Origin of the sequence: Sinorhizobium sp. CB7 (assembly GCF_041357635.1) — a bacterium.
Classification (GTDB): Bacteria; Pseudomonadota; Alphaproteobacteria; order Rhizobiales; family Rhizobiaceae; genus Rhizobium.
In genome coordinates, this window is sequence record NZ_JAULLL010000022.1 from 21,539 (window position 1) to 37,869 (window position 16,331).

Here is a 16,331-nt window from a genome sequence, read left to right on the forward strand (position 1 = left end):
AGAATGTGGCCTTTCTGTATCGGCCAATCCCGTTGACATCAATCGACCCCCCTCTTATCTGTCACGCAACCTCTCGTCCAGAACAGTTTCCGGGCGTTTCATGCCAAACCGCCGGATTTTTCGGTAACGGGCATTGCAGGAATGCCGGGGAAAAATATCAGAAAGGACCAGTCATATGGTCAGTCTCGGCGGTATAGCCCGTAAGTTGTTTGGCTCAGCCAACGATCGCCGTGTCCGCGGCTTCGCTCCGCAGGTCAATGCCATCAATGCGCTGGAAGAGAGCATGAAGGCGCTCTCCGACGAGGCGCTCGCCGCAAAGACGGTCGAGTTTCGCCAGCAGCTTGCCGATGGCAAGACGCTCGATGATCTGCTTATACCGGCTTTTGCGGTCGTACGCGAGGCTTCTCGACGCGTTCTCGGCCTGCGGCCCTTTGACGTACAGCTGATCGGCGGCATGATCCTGCACAACAATGCGATCGCCGAAATGAAGACCGGTGAAGGTAAGACGCTGGTCGCGACGCTGCCTGTCTACCTGAATGCGCTTGCGGGCAAGGGCGTCCACGTCGTGACCGTCAACGATTACCTCGCACGGCGCGACGCTGCCAATATGGGCCGGGTCTACGGATTCCTCGGAATGACGACGGGCGTCATCGTGCACGGCCTTAGCGACGAAGAGCGTCGCGACGCCTATAACTGTGACATCACCTATGCCACCAACAATGAGCTCGGCTTCGACTATCTGCGCGACAATATGAAGTATGAGCGCGTTCAGATGGTGCAGCGCGGCCATAGCTTCGCGATTGTCGACGAAGTGGACTCGATTCTGGTCGACGAGGCGCGCACGCCGCTCATCATCTCCGGTCCGCTGGACGACCGCTCCGAGCTCTACAACACGATCGACGCCTTCATTCCGCTTCTGTCGGAAGGCGATTATGAGATCGACGAAAAGCAGCGCTCCGCCAACTTCTCGGAGGACGGCACCGAAAAGCTCGAAAACATGCTGAGTCAGGCCGGTCTCCTGAAGGGTGACGGCCTTTACGACATCGAGAACGTCGCCATCGTCCATCATGTCAACAATGCGCTGAAGGCCCACAAGCTGTTCCAGCGCGACAAGGACTACATCGTCCGCAACGGCGAAGTGGTCATCATCGACGAATTCACCGGCCGCATGATGCCGGGCCGACGCTACTCCGATGGCCAGCATCAGGCATTGGAAGCCAAGGAAAAGGTCCAGATCCAGCCTGAAAACCAGACGCTGGCGCAGATCACCTTCCAGAACTATTTCCGCATGTATGACAAGCTTGCCGGCATGACCGGCACGGCGTCGACGGAAGCGGAAGAGTTCGGCAACATCTATCGTCTCGACGTGGTGGAGGTTCCGACCAACCTGCCGATCAAGCGCATCGACGAGGACGACGAGGTCTATCGCACGGTCGACGAGAAGTACAAGGCGATCATCGCCGAGATCCTGGACGCCCACAAGCGCGGTCAGCCGGTTCTGGTCGGTACGACCTCGATCGAAAAATCCGAATATCTCGCTGACCGCATGCGCAAGCAGGGCTTCTCGAAATTCCAGGTTCTGAACGCACGCTATCACGAGCAGGAAGCTTATATCGTCGCCCAGGCGGGCGTGCCGGGCGCTGTGACGATCGCAACCAACATGGCCGGTCGTGGTACCGACATTCAGCTCGGCGGCAATCTCGACATGCGCATAGAGCGTGATCTCGCCGAGATCGAGCATGGTCCCGAACGCGACGCCAAGGCCGAGGCAATCGCCGAGGAGATCAAGCAGCTGAAGGAACAGGCGCTTGCCGCGGGCGGTCTTTACGTCATCGCGACGGAACGCCACGAAAGCCGCCGTATCGACAATCAGCTGCGCGGCCGTTCCGGCCGTCAGGGCGACCCCGGCCGCTCGAAGTTTTACCTGTCGCTGCAGGACGACCTGATGCGCATCTTCGGCTCCGACCGCATGGACGGCATGCTGCAGAAGCTGGGCCTGAAGGAAGGCGAGGCGATCGTCCATCCCTGGATCAACAAGGCGTTGGAACGCGCGCAGAAGAAGGTCGAGGCCCGCAACTTCGATATCCGCAAGAACCTCCTGAAGTATGACGACGTTCTCAACGATCAGCGCAAGGTCGTCTTCGAGCAGCGCCTCGAACTGATGGATGCGGAAAACATTTCCGAGACCGTCGCCGACATGCGCCATGAGGTCATCGAGGATCTGGTCGCCAAGCACATTCCCGAGCGTGCCTACGCCGAACAGTGGGATGCTGCCGGCCTGAAACAGAACGTTGAGGCGACCTTCAACCTCGATATGCCGGTCGAAGACTGGGTAAAGGAAGAGGGAATCGCCGAAGACGATATCCGTGCCCGCTTGATCGAGGCAGCCGACGCGGCCGCCAACGAGAAGGCCGAGCGTTTCGGCGGCGACATCATGCGGTACATCGAGCGGTCGATCGTGTTGCAGACGCTCGACCATCTCTGGCGCGAGCATATCGTCAATCTCGAACACCTGCGCTCGGTCATCGGCTTCCGCGGCTATGCGCAGCGCGACCCGCTGCAGGAATACAAGTCTGAAGCCTTCGAGCTTTTCCAGTCGCTGCTCAACAATCTCCGTCAGGCGGTGACGGCGCAGCTCATGCGGGTCGAACTCGTTCGCGAGCAGCCGCCGGCCGAACAGGTCATGCAGGCTCACCACATCGACCCGACCACCGGCGAGGACGAATACGCGACACTTCAAACCGCCGCCTTGAATTTGGTTCCTGCGGAAGACCGAAATCCCCAGGATCCTTCGACCTGGGGCAAGGTAGGGCGCAACGAGACCTGCCCCTGCGGTTCCGGCAAGAAATACAAGCACTGCCACGGCGCCTTCGAGCAGGCCTGATCGCACTCCCTGAGCAATTTCAGGAAAAGTGCGAAGCAGTTTCCCGTTGGGAATTGCGTAAAGACAAAAGATAACGATTTCAATGCCGCCCACGGGCGGCATTTTGATGTCTGCGATCGCGTTATGCGCCGATGGTGTCGGTACGACCGTGTCGACTGCGGTCAGGCCTTTGTCGTCCGTCCCAACAGTTTCTTAACGGTGATCTGGCAGGGTGCGTATCCAGGATTGCCCTCGATATCTGAGTTTTGCGTGTTCATCATGGCGGTCATTGAAACAGCGGGAAGGATGTTTCCGCGTGGTCTGCGGACAATTGTCGCGCCGGCGCTCAAAAAGATTGCTGCCGTTCTCACCGAACGCAGCGACAAGGCGGCCTCACAGCGCATGGCGCTTGTTGTTTTCGCCATTCGCATATTCAGCGCTGCCCTCGCGTTCCTCTCCCAGATCGTTCTCGCCCGCATCATGGGCGATTTCGAATACGGCATCTTCGTCTTCGTCTGGGTCCTGATCGTCCTCTTCGGCGATTTGTCCTGCCTCGGCTTCCATACGGCGATCATTCGCTTCCTGCCGCAATATCGAGCCTCCGGCGCTTTCGAGGAGATCCGGGGTCTAACCGGCACGGCGCGCATCTTCGCGCTTCTTTCCGGCAGCAGCGTCCTTGTCGTCGGCATGGTCGGGCTGCATTTCTTCGGTCATCTGATCGACAGCTACTATCTCGTTCCGATCTTCCTCGGCCTGCTCGCCCTGCCGATGATCGCACTCGGCGATATCCTCGAAGGCACCTCGCGCGCCAATCACTGGCCGATCATGGCGCTGAGTCCCGTCTACATCGTCCGGCCGATCCTGATCATTCTCTATATGCTCGCCGCCATCCTCCTGGGTGCGCCGCATACGGCGACGACCGCCATGCAGGCTGCCCTTGCCGCCACACTGACGACCGCCCTCGGACAACATATTGCCGTCACCTTCAGGTTACGCCGTCACTATTCGACCGGCGCCCAGAAGACAGACTTCCTCGGCTGGCTCGGCGTCGCCTTCCCGATTTTCCTGATTGAAGGCGTCAGCTTCCTGCTCACAAATTCCGACGTCGTTGTGGTCGGTATCTTCCTCGATCCCCAGCACGTCGCGATCTATTTCGCCGCCGCCAAGACGATGGCGCTCGTGCATTTCGTCAATTTTTCCGTCAAGGCGGCTTCCGGCCCGCGGTTTTCCGGCATTATTGCCGAGAATGACAGGGCAAAGCTCGCCGCCTCCGCGCTCGATGCCGCACGCTGGACCTTCTGGCCGGCCCTCGCCGTCGGACTTGCGGTGCTTGCGGCTGGCGAACTTCTGCTGTCGCTCTTCGGCGCCGCCTTTACGGCAGGCTACGTGCTGATGGCGATCCTGCTCGCCGGCATCCTCGCCAAGGCCCTGGTCGGCCCGGCCGAAACCCTTCTGATGATGGCTGGCAAGCAGAATGTCTGCGTCCTTCTCTATGCTGGCGCGCTGACAGCCAATGTCGCGCTCAACATCACGCTCATCCCCTATTTCGGCATCGAAGGTGCGGCGATTGCCACCGCGACCGCCATGGCGGTCGAGGCGGTACTTCTGCATGTCGCCGTCCGCCGGATTCTCGGCTTTACGCTTTTTGCTCTGGCCCGCACGCCAGCCCGACCGTCAACATGAAGGCCCGCAGAGACATGGTGCGTCCCCCCATAACAGAGAGCACGGACAGTTCGGCCAATCGCATGGTCCACGAACTCGCCTCGCTGCATTTCGAAGCGCCGCAGGCAGAAGCCCGCATAGAGGTGGGCCGGCCGGGCCGCGAACTTTGCCTCTATCCCGGCAGGCTCGGCTACGATCTGCAGGAGGAGCTGGATTTTCTTTCAAACCGGGCGATGGAGCCGAATGTATTTTTCACCGGACGGTTCCTGGCACCCGCCATGCCGCGCCTGGACGACCGGCAGGTGAAGCTGGCCCTGATGCGCGACGACAACGGCAAGCGTAGCCGCATGCGCTTCCTCATGCCCTTTTCCATCGACAAGCCGGGCTTTTCCGTTGGCCCGTCCATCATGCGTGGCTGGTCGAACGATTTCAGCCCCCTCGGCACGCCGCTGATCGACAGCGAGGACGCGGCCGAAACGCTCGACAATCTCTTCGAGGCATTCGCTTCGCGCCAGATGAACCTGCCCGCCACGCTGGTCCTTCCGGATCTACGGCTGAACGGACTCTTCGCGCAGATGGCAAAGGCCGTTGCCATCAGCCGCAACCAGCCGGTGACCGTGACGAACACCTACCAGCGTCCGATGCTGCAGAGCTCACAGGAGGCGGACGCGTATCTGCAAAACGCGATCTCCTCCTCCCATATGCGGGAGATGCGCCGGCAGTGGCGGCTCCTCGAAGAAAAGGGCGAGGTCAGTTACAACGTTGCCCGCCAGCCAAGGGAAATCCGTCAACGTCTCGAAGAATTCCTGACGATGGAAGCCAAGGGGTGGAAGGGCAAGAACCGCAGCGCCCTGATCTTCGACCGCTATCATTCGCCTTTCGTGCGCGAAGCCATTGCCAATCTCTCCGAGATCGATGCCGTCCGTATTCACACGATCGATGTCGACGGCAAGGCGATCGCCTCTCTGGTCGTCCTGATGATGGGCGGCGAGGCCTATACCTGGAAAACGGCCTATAACGAGGACTATGCCCGCTTCTCGCCAGGCAAGCTCCTGATGGGTCGACTGACGGAATGGCATCTGGAAGATGCCAATATCGTTCGTTCCGATTCCTGTGCGGTACCTGATCACCCGATCATGAGCAGATTCTGGCGGGAACGCGAGGAGATGGGAACGCTGGTGATCGGTCTTGCACAGAACAGCGACCGCGATGTTCGTCAGGTGGCGAACCAACTTCATATGTACCGCAGCACGCGCAACATGGCGAAGCTGCTGCGCAACAGGATATTGTCGCTGACCGGTCGAGGCGGTTAATGCATGTCGCGCAAAGTCTGCAGCGGTTTTTGCGGCAACGACATGCATGGAAACAACAGACTATAGCCTGTCGCGTGAATCTCTTTCATGTGACAGGCTTTAGTCAGAGACCTCCGCAACGGCTTTCTCGCGCAGCAGGCGGCGTATGATCTTTCCGCTCGTCGTCAGCGGCAATGCATCCACGAATTCGACCTCCCGCGGATATTCGTGCATGGAAAGCCGCATCTTGACCCAGTCGCGAATCTCGGCGGCAAGTTCGTCGCTCGCCTGATGGCCCGGCGTCAAAACGACATAGGCCTTTACGATCTCGGTGCGGAGCCGATCCGGCTTGCCGACGATGGCCGCTAGCTGCACCGCCGGGTGGCCGGCAAGACAGTCTTCGATTTCGCTCGGGCCGATACGATAGCCGGATGAGGTGATGACGTCGTCGTCACGCCCTTTGAAGGTAACGAAACCTTCCTCGTCCTGCCGGCCGAGATCGCCGGTCAGCAGCCAATCACCCGCAAATTTCGCCTCGGTCGCCTCCGGATTTTGCCAATAGCCGAGAAACATCACCGGATCGGGACGACGAATGGCGATCTGCCCGGTCGTGCCGGGCGGCAATTCAGCGCCGCTTGCATCGACGATTGCGACCCGATGCCCCGGAACTGCGCGTCCGATTGCGCCTGCCCTGCTTACGCCAAAGGCCGCACTTGAGGAGAGAACGAAGTTGCATTCGGTCTGGCCGTAGAATTCGTTGACCGTGATGCCGAGCACAGCGCGAGCCCATTCGTAGGTTTCACGACCGAGCGCTTCGCCAGCGGAACCGATGGTCCGGAGCCTGAGATCATATTTCTCACGGGGCCGTTCCACCGATTTCAGAAGCCGCAGCGCTGTCGGCGGAATGAATGCATTGCGGACTTTCATCTCCGCCATGATGCGGAACGCCGTATGCGCATCGAATTTCTGCGCCGGCGAGGAAATGACCGGCACGCCGAGGAAAAGACTCGGCAGAAGCGCATTCAAGAGCCCGCCCGCCCAGGCCCAGTCGGAAGGTGTCCAGAGCTTGTCTCCGGTCTGCGGAAAGGACTCGTGGGCAAACTGCATGCCCGGAATATGTCCCGGCAGAACGCGATGGCCATGCAGCGCGCCTTTCGGCGGGCCTGTCGTGCCGGAGGTGAAGATCATCAAAGCCGGATCGTCGGGCCCCGTATCGGCAATGGCGAAGATTGTCGGATGGCCTTCGGTGAGCGTCTTGAAGCCTAGGACATCATCGTACTCGCCGTCGATGCTGATGACATGGATGAGTTCGGGTAGCCGGTCGCGGATCTCGCGGATACGTTCCAGACCGAAGCCGTTGGTGATAATGGCGCTCGCCCCCGAGAGCCTCAGCCTGTATTCAAGAGCCTCAACGCCGAAAAGCAGGGCGAGCGGCAGGGCGATGGCACCCATCTTGTAGATCGCGACATGCGAAATCACGGTCTCGAAGGATTGTGGCAATAGCAACGCCACCCGATCACCGACCGCGATCCCGAGTGCCGCAAGCGCATTCGCCATCGCCGCCGAACGTTGCGCAAGCTCGCTGTAAGTCATGGAAAGATGATTGCCGCCGGCATCGAAATGCTCGAGGCAAATGCGGTGCGGCGCTTTTTCCGCCCATTCGTCGCTGACGGCACGACCGATATTGAAATGTGACGGAATTTCCCAGGAAAAATCGCGATAGAGCGCTTCATAGGTGTCGCGGAAGGGCAGTTTCATTCGTGGGATCCGATCAAAGCCACATCACCTAATACCTTCACCCGCCCATCGGCAAGTTGCAGTGCGTGACTGAAAACTTGTGCCGGAGCGAGTGCAGTTTTCAGCATCGCTTCAAAGCCAATCACGCAATATTGAGCTCATCATCAGCCCCATTCTTCGTTAGGTTACGAAGGACAAAGGGAAACTTCGCCCTATTTCCGCCTGCGAAGACACCATGTCAATCTTCAAATTCTCACGCCTCACATTCATCATGGAGAACTTCGATGGAATACGTAAAGCTTGGCGCGACAGGCCTTGAAGTATCTCGGATCTGCCTCGGCTGCATGACCTTTGGCGCATCCGATCGCGGCAACCATAGCTGGACGCTGAACGAGGAGGCGAGCCGGCCCCTCATCAAACAGGCGATTGAACTCGGCATCAATTTCCTCGACACCGCAAACACCTATTCGAACGGAAATTCCGAAGAGATCGTCGGTCGGGCGATCAAGGACTTTGCGCGGCGCGAGGACGTCGTGCTGGCAACCAAGGTGTTCAACCGCATGCGCCCCGGCCCGAATGGCGCCGGCCTTTCGCGCAAGGCGATCTTCGACGAGATCGACAACAGCCTGCGCCGCCTCGGCACCGATTATGTCGATCTCTACCAGATCCATCGCTTCGACCATTCAACGCCGATAGAGGAGACGCTCGAAGCCCTCCACGACATCGTCAAGGCCGGCAAGGCTCGCTATATCGGCGCCTCGTCCATGTATGCCTGGCAATTCGCCAAGGCGATCTATCTCTCGCGGCTCAATGGCTGGACGCAATTCGTCAGCATGCAGAACCACCTGAACCTGCTTTACCGCGAAGAGGAACGGGAGATGCTGCCCTTCTGCGAGGATCAGAAGATCGCGGTTATTCCGTGGAGCCCGCTCGCCCGTGGCCGGCTGGCCCGCGATTGGGATGAAAGCACCGAGCGCACGCAGACCGACGAATTCGGCAAGACGCTTTACACCCAGGCCATCGAATCCGACCATCAGATCATCGACGCGGTCGGCACCCTTGCAAAGGCGCGCAACGTGCCGCGGGCGCAGGTCGCGACCGCCTGGCTCCTGCAGAAAAGTGCGGTGACCGCCCCGATCATCGGCGCCTCCAAACCACATCATCTGACGGACGCCGTCTCGGCGTTATCGCTCAAGCTGACCGCGGAAGAAGTGGCGACTCTCGAGACGCCCTATGTTGCCCGGCGGGTTGCGGGGTTCAAATAGCAAGAGAAGTGCATCAGGCGGCAGACCATGTCGCCTGATGCTCTCGAAATTCAGATCCTCCGCTGACATGCGGCAGAGATCATCACGCGCCGGTCATACTTCAGTCCTAACAAAGCCGCGGTCCACCCACCGCAAGGATTCCCGCCGATGACCATCGTTCCTTTCGAACCGAACCGCTTCCGCTCCACCGCCGCCTACTATACGCGTTATCGCGTACCTTATCCCGATGAGCTCATCGTGCGGATCACCGAGTGGACAGGGCTCAAGCCGGGCGGGCGGCTGCTCGATCTCGGTTGCGGTCCCGGCCCGTTGGGCATTGCCTTCGCCCGTCTCTCCGGCGCCGACGTTACCGGGATGGATCCCGAGCCGGAAATGATCGCTGCCGCTGCGCAAGACGCAGAGGAAGCCGGCGTCGCCATAAGGCTTCGACAGGGCTCATCCTACGATCTCGGCCCCGACCTCGGAAAATTACATCTGACGGTCATGGGCCGCTCCTTTCACTGGATGGACCGTTCCGCAACGCTTGAGGTCCTCGATACGCTGATCGAGCCAGGTGGCGCCGTGGTGCTCTTCCACGACCGCCATATCGCGTCGTCCCCAAATTGGCGAACGGTCCTCCATCAACTGACGGAAACCTTTTCGCCGGAGCGCCATTCCGAGCAAATGCTGCGCCGCGGACCGAACTGGCTCCCGCACGAGGCCATATTGTTGCGCTCGCCCTTCAGAAAGCTGGAGCGCATCGGCATTTTGCGCGAGCGCATGCTGACGATCGAGGACGTCATCGGCCGCGCCCTATCCTCATCGGTCACGTCCCCTCAGGCGCTCGGCGAGCGAACGGCAGAATTCGAGGAGGCACTCAGAAGCGAACTCCTGCGTATCGCTCGGGATGGTTCCTTGACCGAGATCGTCGAAGTGAACGGACTGAGGGCTTTCCGCAGCGAGGCGTGAAGATCGTCGGGGTCCGTCACGAGGCGATCAGGCCGGCTTCGACCGGCAAGGTAAGACCTGTGACGAAGCGGGCCTTATCTGACGCAAGATAGAGAATTGCGTCACTGATATCCACCTCATCGGCGAGCTTGGCCTTGGACGCGTTGTAGAAGGCCGCCGATTGCCGCTTCCCGCCTACCCTCTCCTGTTGCATGCCTGCGTCGGCGATATCTGTCGGGCAGATCGCATTCACGCGGATGTTCTTCTGGGCCAGTTCGATTGAAAGCGCGGAAACGATGCCGACGACCCCATGCCTCGAGGCGACATAGGGGTCCAGCATCGGAAGCCCGAGAGTGCTTGCTCCGGATGTGACCGCGACCACCGAACCGCCGCCACGGGCGATCAGATGTGGCAAACCGGCGCGGATTGTTTTCCAGGTACCCGAGAGATTGACGTCGAATATCAGGTCCCATTCCTGCTGTGTGAGCTTTTCCGATCGGTCGATGGCAAGCATGCCGGCATTAGCAACTACGATATCCAGTCCGCCCAATGCCGTGACCGAGGCGTTGACCGCGTCGGATAGCGCCCGAAAATCGCGTATGTCGACCCGGGCGGTCGCAATACGCGCTCCCATTGCTCGCACAAGCCTCTCCGTCTCTGCCAGGTCGGCAGCCGAGGCCATGCCATAGTCGACCTCTTCCATCTGCGTGCAAATGTCGATCGCGATGATGGCGGCTCCCGCTTCCGCCAGTCGGATCGCATGGCCACGTCCCGGTCCGCTTGCGGCGGCGGTGACGAGGGCTATCTTTCCATCGAGCTGCTCCATGTCGACTTCTCCCGCGATTGGCCGGAGGCGAGATTTTTCCGATCGCTCCGACGGTCCTTATTTCAGGCTTGCCTTCATCCTGCTCGGACGCGCGGCCTTGCGGGCAAGGTCCGGTGCGCAGGTTGTCGAGCGATGTCAAAACGGGTGCAAAGCGTTACGCCTGAAACGGTGGAGAGCATTCCAACCTTGCCCTGGATGTTCCGAAACGGTCGCTCCCACGCCTTCTTTTCATGACGAATATCATGTAATATTACTATCATGATGTTCGTCATTTAAATCGGAACGAGGAATGCTGCCATGACCGTCCATGATTCCGTCGTCATCGTCTCCGCTACCCGCACGCCGCTCGGGCGATTTCAGGGCGCGCTTTCCGCGATAGCCGCGCCGGAGCTCGGATCGCAGGTCATCCGCTCCGCGCTTCAGCGCGCAAATCTTGCGCCGGAGCGCGTGGACGAGGTACTTTTCGGCTGCGTGCTGCCGGCAGGACAGGGACAGGCGCCAGCACGTCAGGCAGCGCGCGGCGCTGGCCTTCCTGACGCGGTTGGAGCGACGACAGTCAACAAGGTGTGCGGTTCCGGCATGAAGGCGACGATGCTCGCCCACGACCTGATTCTTGCGGGATCGGCCGAGATTGCCGTCTCTGGCGGCATGGAGTCCATGTCCAATGCGCCCTACCTGCTCGCCAAGGCGCGCGGCGGCTATCGCGTAGGCCATGACCGGATTTACGATCACATGATGCTCGACGGCCTCGAAGACGCCTATGAAAAAGGTCGCTCGATGGGCGACTTCGGCGAGGCGGCGGCGCAAGCCTATCAATTCAACCGTGACGATCAGGATGCCTATGCGGTTGAAACCCTGACGAGAGCGCGGCGTGCGATTGATAGGAGGCATTTTGCGGCCGAGATCACCCCAGTGCCGGTGGTCGGCAAGGGCGGTGAAACGCTGATCGAGGATGACGAACATCCGCTCAAGGTCTCGCCGGAGAAGATCCCGACGCTGAAGCCCGCCTTCCGCCCCGACGGGACCATTACGGCTGCAAGCGCTTCCGCCAATGCTGATGGCGCCGCAGCGCTCGTGCTGACGCGGCGCTCGGTTGCCGAACGCGAGGGCCTGCCCATCCTTGCCGAGATCAGGGCCCATGCTACGCATTCACAGGCGCCGGAATGGTATACGACAGCGCCGATCCCGGCGATCCGCAAGGTTCTGGAGAAGACGGGATGGACGGTCGGCGACGTCGACCTCTTCGAGATCAACGAGGCTTTTGCCGTGGTGGCTATGGCCGCCGCCCGCGATCTCGGCATCGATCGCGATCGGCTGAACATCAATGGCGGCGCCTGCGCTCTCGGACATCCGATCGGCGCAACCGGAGCCCGCCTGATCGTCACGCTTTTGCATGCACTTCAGCATCAGGGGCTGAAAAAAGGCGTTGCGGCCCTCTGCATCGGCGGTGGTGAAGCAACGGCAATCAGCATCGAACGAGTCGAGTAGGGCTCACGAACCATTGGCGGATGCGAGCGTCTGCCGCATCGAGGCTAGAAAGGCATCCGCCATCTCCTCGCTTCCGGCAACCCGTGCCATGATAACCGCACCCATCATCGCCGCCAGCGTTGAAAATGCATTGCGGCGCCGGTCCTGTGGCGTTTCGCCAGTAACGATCCCTTCGAGAAGATTGACCAGGGAGGCTAGCCCTTCGGAGAAGGTCGCACGGACAGGGCCGTCGTCGCGGCTCACTTCCTGCACGAGCGATGCGAAGACGCAGCCCGTGCCGGGATCATGGAGACTGCGTGGCGACAGATAATGATCGAGGAGGGCCTCCAGCGGGCGCTCCGGCGCATCGGCAATGATCTTCTTCCAGCGCGTCTCCACCTTGTCGATGAGACCGCGGCTGACTTCGAGCGCCAGATCCTCCTTCGATGTGAAATGACCATAGAAGCCGCCATGGGTAAGCCCTGCCGCCTGCATGATGTCGGCGACACCAATGCCGTTGAAACCGTTCTCGCGGAACAGAACCCCCGCCGCCTCCAGGATCTTTTCCCGGTTCTCGGCAAATTTTTCGCGGCTTACTCTCATTGCGGTCTCCGGTTGACGCTTGACAATTTATATGACAGCCATCATCAATACGCAACAATAATGATACTCATCATCTAAATCCCGATCGGCAAAACGGAGAAACGCCATGCGCAACGGACATTCAGGATCGTCTCCGCCCTGCGACAACCTCACGGCTGTCGATCCGGTGCTGAAATCGCATAAGCCGCTATATGCCCGACTTGTATATGTTTGGTAGCAAGTTCGATCTCCTCGATTCCCCGGCCCGGCCGGTCCTCTGATATTATCCCCTGGAAAAAGCCTATGGTCTCGACAGTTCTCGCATCGACTCTTGCCCGGCGGAACATCCACTACGGATGGGTCGTTGTCGGCGCCACGTTCCTCACCATGCTGGTCACAGCCGGTGCGATGGGCGCGCCGGGCGTGCTCATCAAGCCATTACAGGACGAATTCGGCTGGAGCACCTCCTCGATTTCGTCGGCGCTCGCGATCCGTCTCATCCTTTTCGGTCTGATGGGCCCCTTTGCGGCAGCCTTTATGAACCGTTTCGGCCTGCGGCCGGTCATCGTCTTTGCTCTGATCATCATTGGCGTGGGCTTTGTCGGTTCATTGTTCATGACTGAGCTTTGGCAGTTGCTGCTCCTCTGGGGGATCGTTGTCGGCTTCGGCACCGGCCTGACCGCCATGGTGCTTGCCGCAACGGTATCGACTCGCTGGTTCACCAAGCGCCGCGGCCTTGTGGTCGGTATGCTGTCGGCAAGTTCCGCCACCGGCCAGCTCGTTTTCCTGCCGCTGATGGCCGAACTGACGGAGCGCTTCGGCTGGCGTGCGAACGTCCTCTTCGTCTGCGGCATGATCCTTGTCGCAGCCTTTGTCGTGCTTGCCGTCATGCGGGACCGGCCGTCCGACCTCAATCTCCCATCCTACGGCGAGGTCGACGTCACGCCGCCGCCGGCAACGGGCGCAGGTCTCGTTTCGCTGCTGATGACGCCGATCAACACATTGAGGGACGTGGCAGGAACCTCGACATTCTGGATCCTCTTTGCGACCTTCTTCATCTGCGGCCTCAGCACAAACGGCTTGATCCAGACCCACTTCGTCACCCTTTGCGGCGATTTCGGCATCGTGCCCGTTGCAGCGGCAAGCGTTCTGGCTATGATGGGCATCTTCGACTTTTTCGGCACGATCGGCTCCGGCTGGCTTTCCGATCGCTTCGACAATCGCTGGCTGCTCTTCTGGTACTACGGCCTTCGCGGTCTTTCGCTCCTCTACCTGCCCTTCAGCGACTTCAGCTTCTACGGTCTGTCGATCTTTGCCATCTTCTACGGCCTCGACTGGATCGCCACGGTGCCGCCGACCGTCAAGATCGCCGCCGATCGTTTTGGCCGTGAAAAGGCGGGCCTCGTCTTCGGCTGGGTCTTCGCCGGCCACCAGCTCGGCGCCGCCACCGCCGCCTATGGCGCCGGCCTGTCGCGGACGGAGCTCTCGAGTTATCTGCCCGCCTTCTTCATCGCGGGCGCCTTCTGCCTGCTGGCGTCGCTGCTTGCCGTAACATTGAAAAAGTCCGGCGTGACGGCACCGACTCCGGCAGCGGCCCATTGAACCGCCGCCTCAGCGATAGGACGCGAGAAAACAGCCCGATAACTTCGCCCGCCGCCTTGCGTGTGCGGGCGATCGCGTGTTAGACACCCCGCTCGTCGGTTATCCGTTGCCCCATTGGCGGAATTGGTAGACGCGCTCGACTCAAAATCGAGTTTCGAAAGAAGTGCTGGTTCGACTCCGGCATGGGGCACCATCTTCCAAATCATTATTTTCAAATCATTATTTTATTTTTGGCCATGTCGGCCAAATTGCGGAAGGCAAGAGCGGATTTTTTCGCGATAATCCCGGCGGATTGATCAGCATCCGGCGAAAGACGGGCCGGAACAACAGGCACAGGAAGGGCGGATGTGCATCAACAGGTAGCGTTAATAGCAACGGTTGCAGTGAGTTTCGTCTTTGCCGCCATTTTCGGCTACGTTGCCGATCGCCTCCGTATGCCGCCTTTGGTCGGCTATTTGATTGCAGGTGTCTTGCTCGGACCGTTTACACCCGGCCTCATCGCGGACTCCGACCTTGCCAGCCAACTTGCCGAAATGGGCGTCATCCTGCTGATGTTCGGCGTCGGCCTGCATTTTTCCGCGGCCGATCTGCTGGCCGTGCGTGGCATCGCCATTCCCGGTGCCATCATCCAGATCATTCTTGCCACATTGCTTGGGATCGGCCTCTCCTCCCTTTGGGGATGGAGCCTCGGGGCAGGCATCGTTTTCGGCCTTAGCCTTTCGGTCGCCAGCACCGTCGTTTTGCTCAAGGCGCTCGAGGAACATAATCTCGTAAACGCCGCAAGCGGTCGCATTGCCATCGGCTGGCTCATCGTCGAAGACCTGGCGATGGTTCTGGCACTCGTTCTCCTGCCGGCATTCGCCGGGCTTCTCGGTGGCAATGCTGACGCTGTAGGGAGCATGGCCACCCAGCCGATATCGATAACGATCATATTCACCTTGCTTAAGGTGACCGCTTTCGCGGCAATGGCAGTCTTTCTTGGCCCCAAGGTCGTCCCCTGGCTCCTCATCCTGGTCGCACGCACGGGCTCGCGCGAGCTTTTCACCCTCTCCGTACTTGCAATCGCAGTCGGCATCGCCTTCGGTTCGGCCCAGATCTTCGGCGTGTCCTTTGCGCTGGGCGCTTTCTTTGCCGGCGTCATCATGGGCGAGTCTAATTTGAGCCATCGCGCTGCGGCCGACTCTCTGCCGCTGCAGAATGCATTCTCCGTGCTCTTTTTCGTTTCCGTGGGGATGCTTTTTGATCCTTCCATCATTATCCGAGAGCCCTTGGCTGTGGTCGGTGCTCTTGCACTGATCATCTTCGGCAAATCCATCATAGCCTTCTGCCTGGTGGTACTGCTTCGCTATCCGATCGGCACCGGCCTGATGGTTGGAGGCGGCCTGGCGCAAATTGGCGAGTTCTCATTCATCCTCGCCAGCCTCGGCGTCTCGCTTGGTCTGCTGCCGGAGGAAGGCCAGGATCTCATTCTTGCCTCGGCAATCCTGTCGATCGTACTCAACCCCTTTGTTCTCTTGGCGATCGATGGCATCCGGAAGAAGGTAAACACCACCTGGCCCGCTATCGGCAAAGCCTATGGCAAGAGAAGGCACGACGCTCTGGTCAAGGAACTCGAAAAGATCCGCCTGCTCGGTGAGGAAAAGGAACGACATCGGCAGCTGCAAATGCAGGAATTGGTCGAGACTTTCCCGCTTTTTGCAAAGGTGGACGAAGATTCGCAGGAAGAGCTGCTGCTGCTGTTCCGGCCAAGAGAAGCAGAACCCGGCGACCGGGTGATCAGGAGCGGCGATCGGGGCGACAGCATGTATTTCATCGCGTCCGGCGCGGTCGAGGTCCTTCTCGACCGCGGAGAAGTCCGCCTCGAACCAGGCGCCTTTTTTGGCGAAATGGCGCTGCTGAACGGCGGACGCCGCACCGCGGATGTCGTGGCCGTCGACTTCTGCCGGTTCCTCGTGCTCGAGCGTCGGGACTTCAATATTTTCATGTCACGGCACCCGACATTGCGTCTTACCGTGGCCAATATGGCGAAAGAACGAAGCGAAATGAACATCATGCGCCGGCAGCCGGATCAAGCCGTCGATGCCGGCTAACGTGATCTTCGTTCACAA

At 59.9% G+C, this 16,331-nt stretch carries 11 protein-coding genes and 1 tRNA gene; 9 read left to right on the forward strand and 3 right to left on the reverse strand.

Annotated elements, in window-relative coordinates:
• Positions 1–175: 175 nt before the first annotated feature.
• The 3 genes from secA (at position 176) to AAE029_RS30420 (ending at position 5,838) form a co-directional block, all read left to right on the forward strand.
• Positions 176–2,884, forward strand: a complete 2,709-nt coding sequence (gene secA, locus AAE029_RS30410; protein ID WP_371076654.1) for a preprotein translocase subunit SecA — start codon at positions 176–178, stop codon at positions 2,882–2,884.
• A 258-nt stretch (positions 2,885–3,142) separates the two neighbouring features.
• Complete coding sequence (locus AAE029_RS30415; RefSeq protein WP_371076655.1) at positions 3,143–4,546, forward strand: lipopolysaccharide biosynthesis protein; 1,404 nt, start codon at positions 3,143–3,145, stop codon at positions 4,544–4,546.
• A gap of 14 nt (positions 4,547–4,560) precedes the next feature.
• Positions 4,561–5,838: a GNAT family N-acetyltransferase gene (locus AAE029_RS30420; RefSeq protein WP_371076656.1), complete on the forward strand. Its 1,278-nt coding sequence runs from the start codon at positions 4,561–4,563 to the stop codon at positions 5,836–5,838.
• Between the two features lie 99 nt (positions 5,839–5,937).
• Here AAE029_RS30420 and AAE029_RS30425 read toward each other — a convergent pair whose 3' ends face one another.
• Positions 5,938–7,575, reverse strand: coding sequence for an AMP-binding protein (locus AAE029_RS30425; protein ID WP_371076657.1), 1,638 nt, complete (start codon positions 7,573–7,575; stop codon positions 5,938–5,940).
• A gap of 263 nt (positions 7,576–7,838) precedes the next feature.
• On the opposite strand from AAE029_RS30425, the gene AAE029_RS30430 reads away from it, so the two are divergent.
• A complete protein-coding gene (locus tag AAE029_RS30430) occupies positions 7,839–8,819 on the forward strand; it encodes an aldo/keto reductase (RefSeq protein ID WP_371076658.1) in 981 nt (326 codons plus the stop codon).
• Between the two features lie 147 nt (positions 8,820–8,966).
• Complete coding sequence (locus tag AAE029_RS30435) at positions 8,967–9,767, forward strand: class I SAM-dependent methyltransferase (protein WP_371076659.1); 801 nt, start codon at positions 8,967–8,969, stop codon at positions 9,765–9,767.
• Between the two features lie 16 nt (positions 9,768–9,783).
• Here the strand turns inward: AAE029_RS30435 and AAE029_RS30440 are convergent, their stop codons facing one another.
• Complete coding sequence (locus AAE029_RS30440) at positions 9,784–10,572, reverse strand: SDR family oxidoreductase (protein WP_371076660.1); 789 nt, start codon at positions 10,570–10,572, stop codon at positions 9,784–9,786.
• A 297-nt stretch (positions 10,573–10,869) separates the two neighbouring features.
• Between AAE029_RS30440 and AAE029_RS30445 the strand changes: the two genes are divergently transcribed.
• Complete coding sequence (locus AAE029_RS30445; RefSeq protein WP_371076661.1) at positions 10,870–12,060, forward strand: acetyl-CoA C-acyltransferase; 1,191 nt, start codon at positions 10,870–10,872, stop codon at positions 12,058–12,060.
• Between the two features lie 3 nt (positions 12,061–12,063).
• Here AAE029_RS30445 and AAE029_RS30450 read toward each other — a convergent pair whose 3' ends face one another.
• On the reverse strand, positions 12,064–12,642 hold the full coding sequence (locus tag AAE029_RS30450; RefSeq protein ID WP_371076662.1) for a TetR/AcrR family transcriptional regulator: 579 nt from the start codon (positions 12,640–12,642) through the stop codon (positions 12,064–12,066).
• Positions 12,643–12,924: 282 nt separating this feature from the next.
• On the opposite strand from AAE029_RS30450, the gene AAE029_RS30455 reads away from it, so the two are divergent.
• From AAE029_RS30455 to AAE029_RS30465, 3 genes are all read left to right on the forward strand, one after another.
• Positions 12,925–14,223 carry an MFS transporter gene (locus AAE029_RS30455; RefSeq protein ID WP_371076663.1) on the forward strand — a complete coding sequence of 433 codons (1,299 nt, stop codon included), beginning with the start codon at positions 12,925–12,927 and terminating at the stop codon, positions 14,221–14,223.
• 108 nt (positions 14,224–14,331) lie between these two features.
• Positions 14,332–14,416, forward strand: a tRNA-Leu gene (locus AAE029_RS30460).
• Positions 14,417–14,570: 154 nt separating this feature from the next.
• A complete protein-coding gene (locus tag AAE029_RS30465; RefSeq protein WP_371076664.1) occupies positions 14,571–16,313 on the forward strand; it encodes a cation:proton antiporter in 1,743 nt (580 codons plus the stop codon).
• Positions 16,314–16,331: the final 18 nt, after the last annotated feature.

Excerpts from the sequence above, each read along its gene's own strand:
- AAE029_RS30455 (WP_371076663.1), top strand. The coding sequence starts at position 12,925 with ATGGTCTCGACAGTTCTCGCATCGACTCTTGCCCGGCGGAACATCCAC.
- AAE029_RS30430 (WP_371076658.1), top strand. The coding sequence starts at position 7,839 with ATGGAATACGTAAAGCTTGGCGCGACAGGCCTTGAAGTATCTCGGATC.
- secA (WP_371076654.1), top strand. The coding sequence starts at position 176 with ATGGTCAGTCTCGGCGGTATAGCCCGTAAGTTGTTTGGCTCAGCCAAC.
- AAE029_RS30445 (WP_371076661.1), top strand. The coding sequence starts at position 10,870 with ATGACCGTCCATGATTCCGTCGTCATCGTCTCCGCTACCCGCACGCCG.
- AAE029_RS30450 (WP_371076662.1), bottom strand. The coding sequence starts at position 12,642 with ATGAGAGTAAGCCGCGAAAAATTTGCCGAGAACCGGGAAAAGATCCTG.
- AAE029_RS30425 (WP_371076657.1), bottom strand. The coding sequence starts at position 7,575 with ATGAAACTGCCCTTCCGCGACACCTATGAAGCGCTCTATCGCGATTTT.
- AAE029_RS30440 (WP_371076660.1), bottom strand. The coding sequence starts at position 10,572 with ATGGAGCAGCTCGATGGAAAGATAGCCCTCGTCACCGCCGCCGCAAGC.
- AAE029_RS30420 (WP_371076656.1), top strand. The coding sequence starts at position 4,561 with ATGGTGCGTCCCCCCATAACAGAGAGCACGGACAGTTCGGCCAATCGC.
- AAE029_RS30415 (WP_371076655.1), top strand. The coding sequence starts at position 3,143 with ATGGCGGTCATTGAAACAGCGGGAAGGATGTTTCCGCGTGGTCTGCGG.
- AAE029_RS30435 (WP_371076659.1), top strand. The coding sequence starts at position 8,967 with ATGACCATCGTTCCTTTCGAACCGAACCGCTTCCGCTCCACCGCCGCC.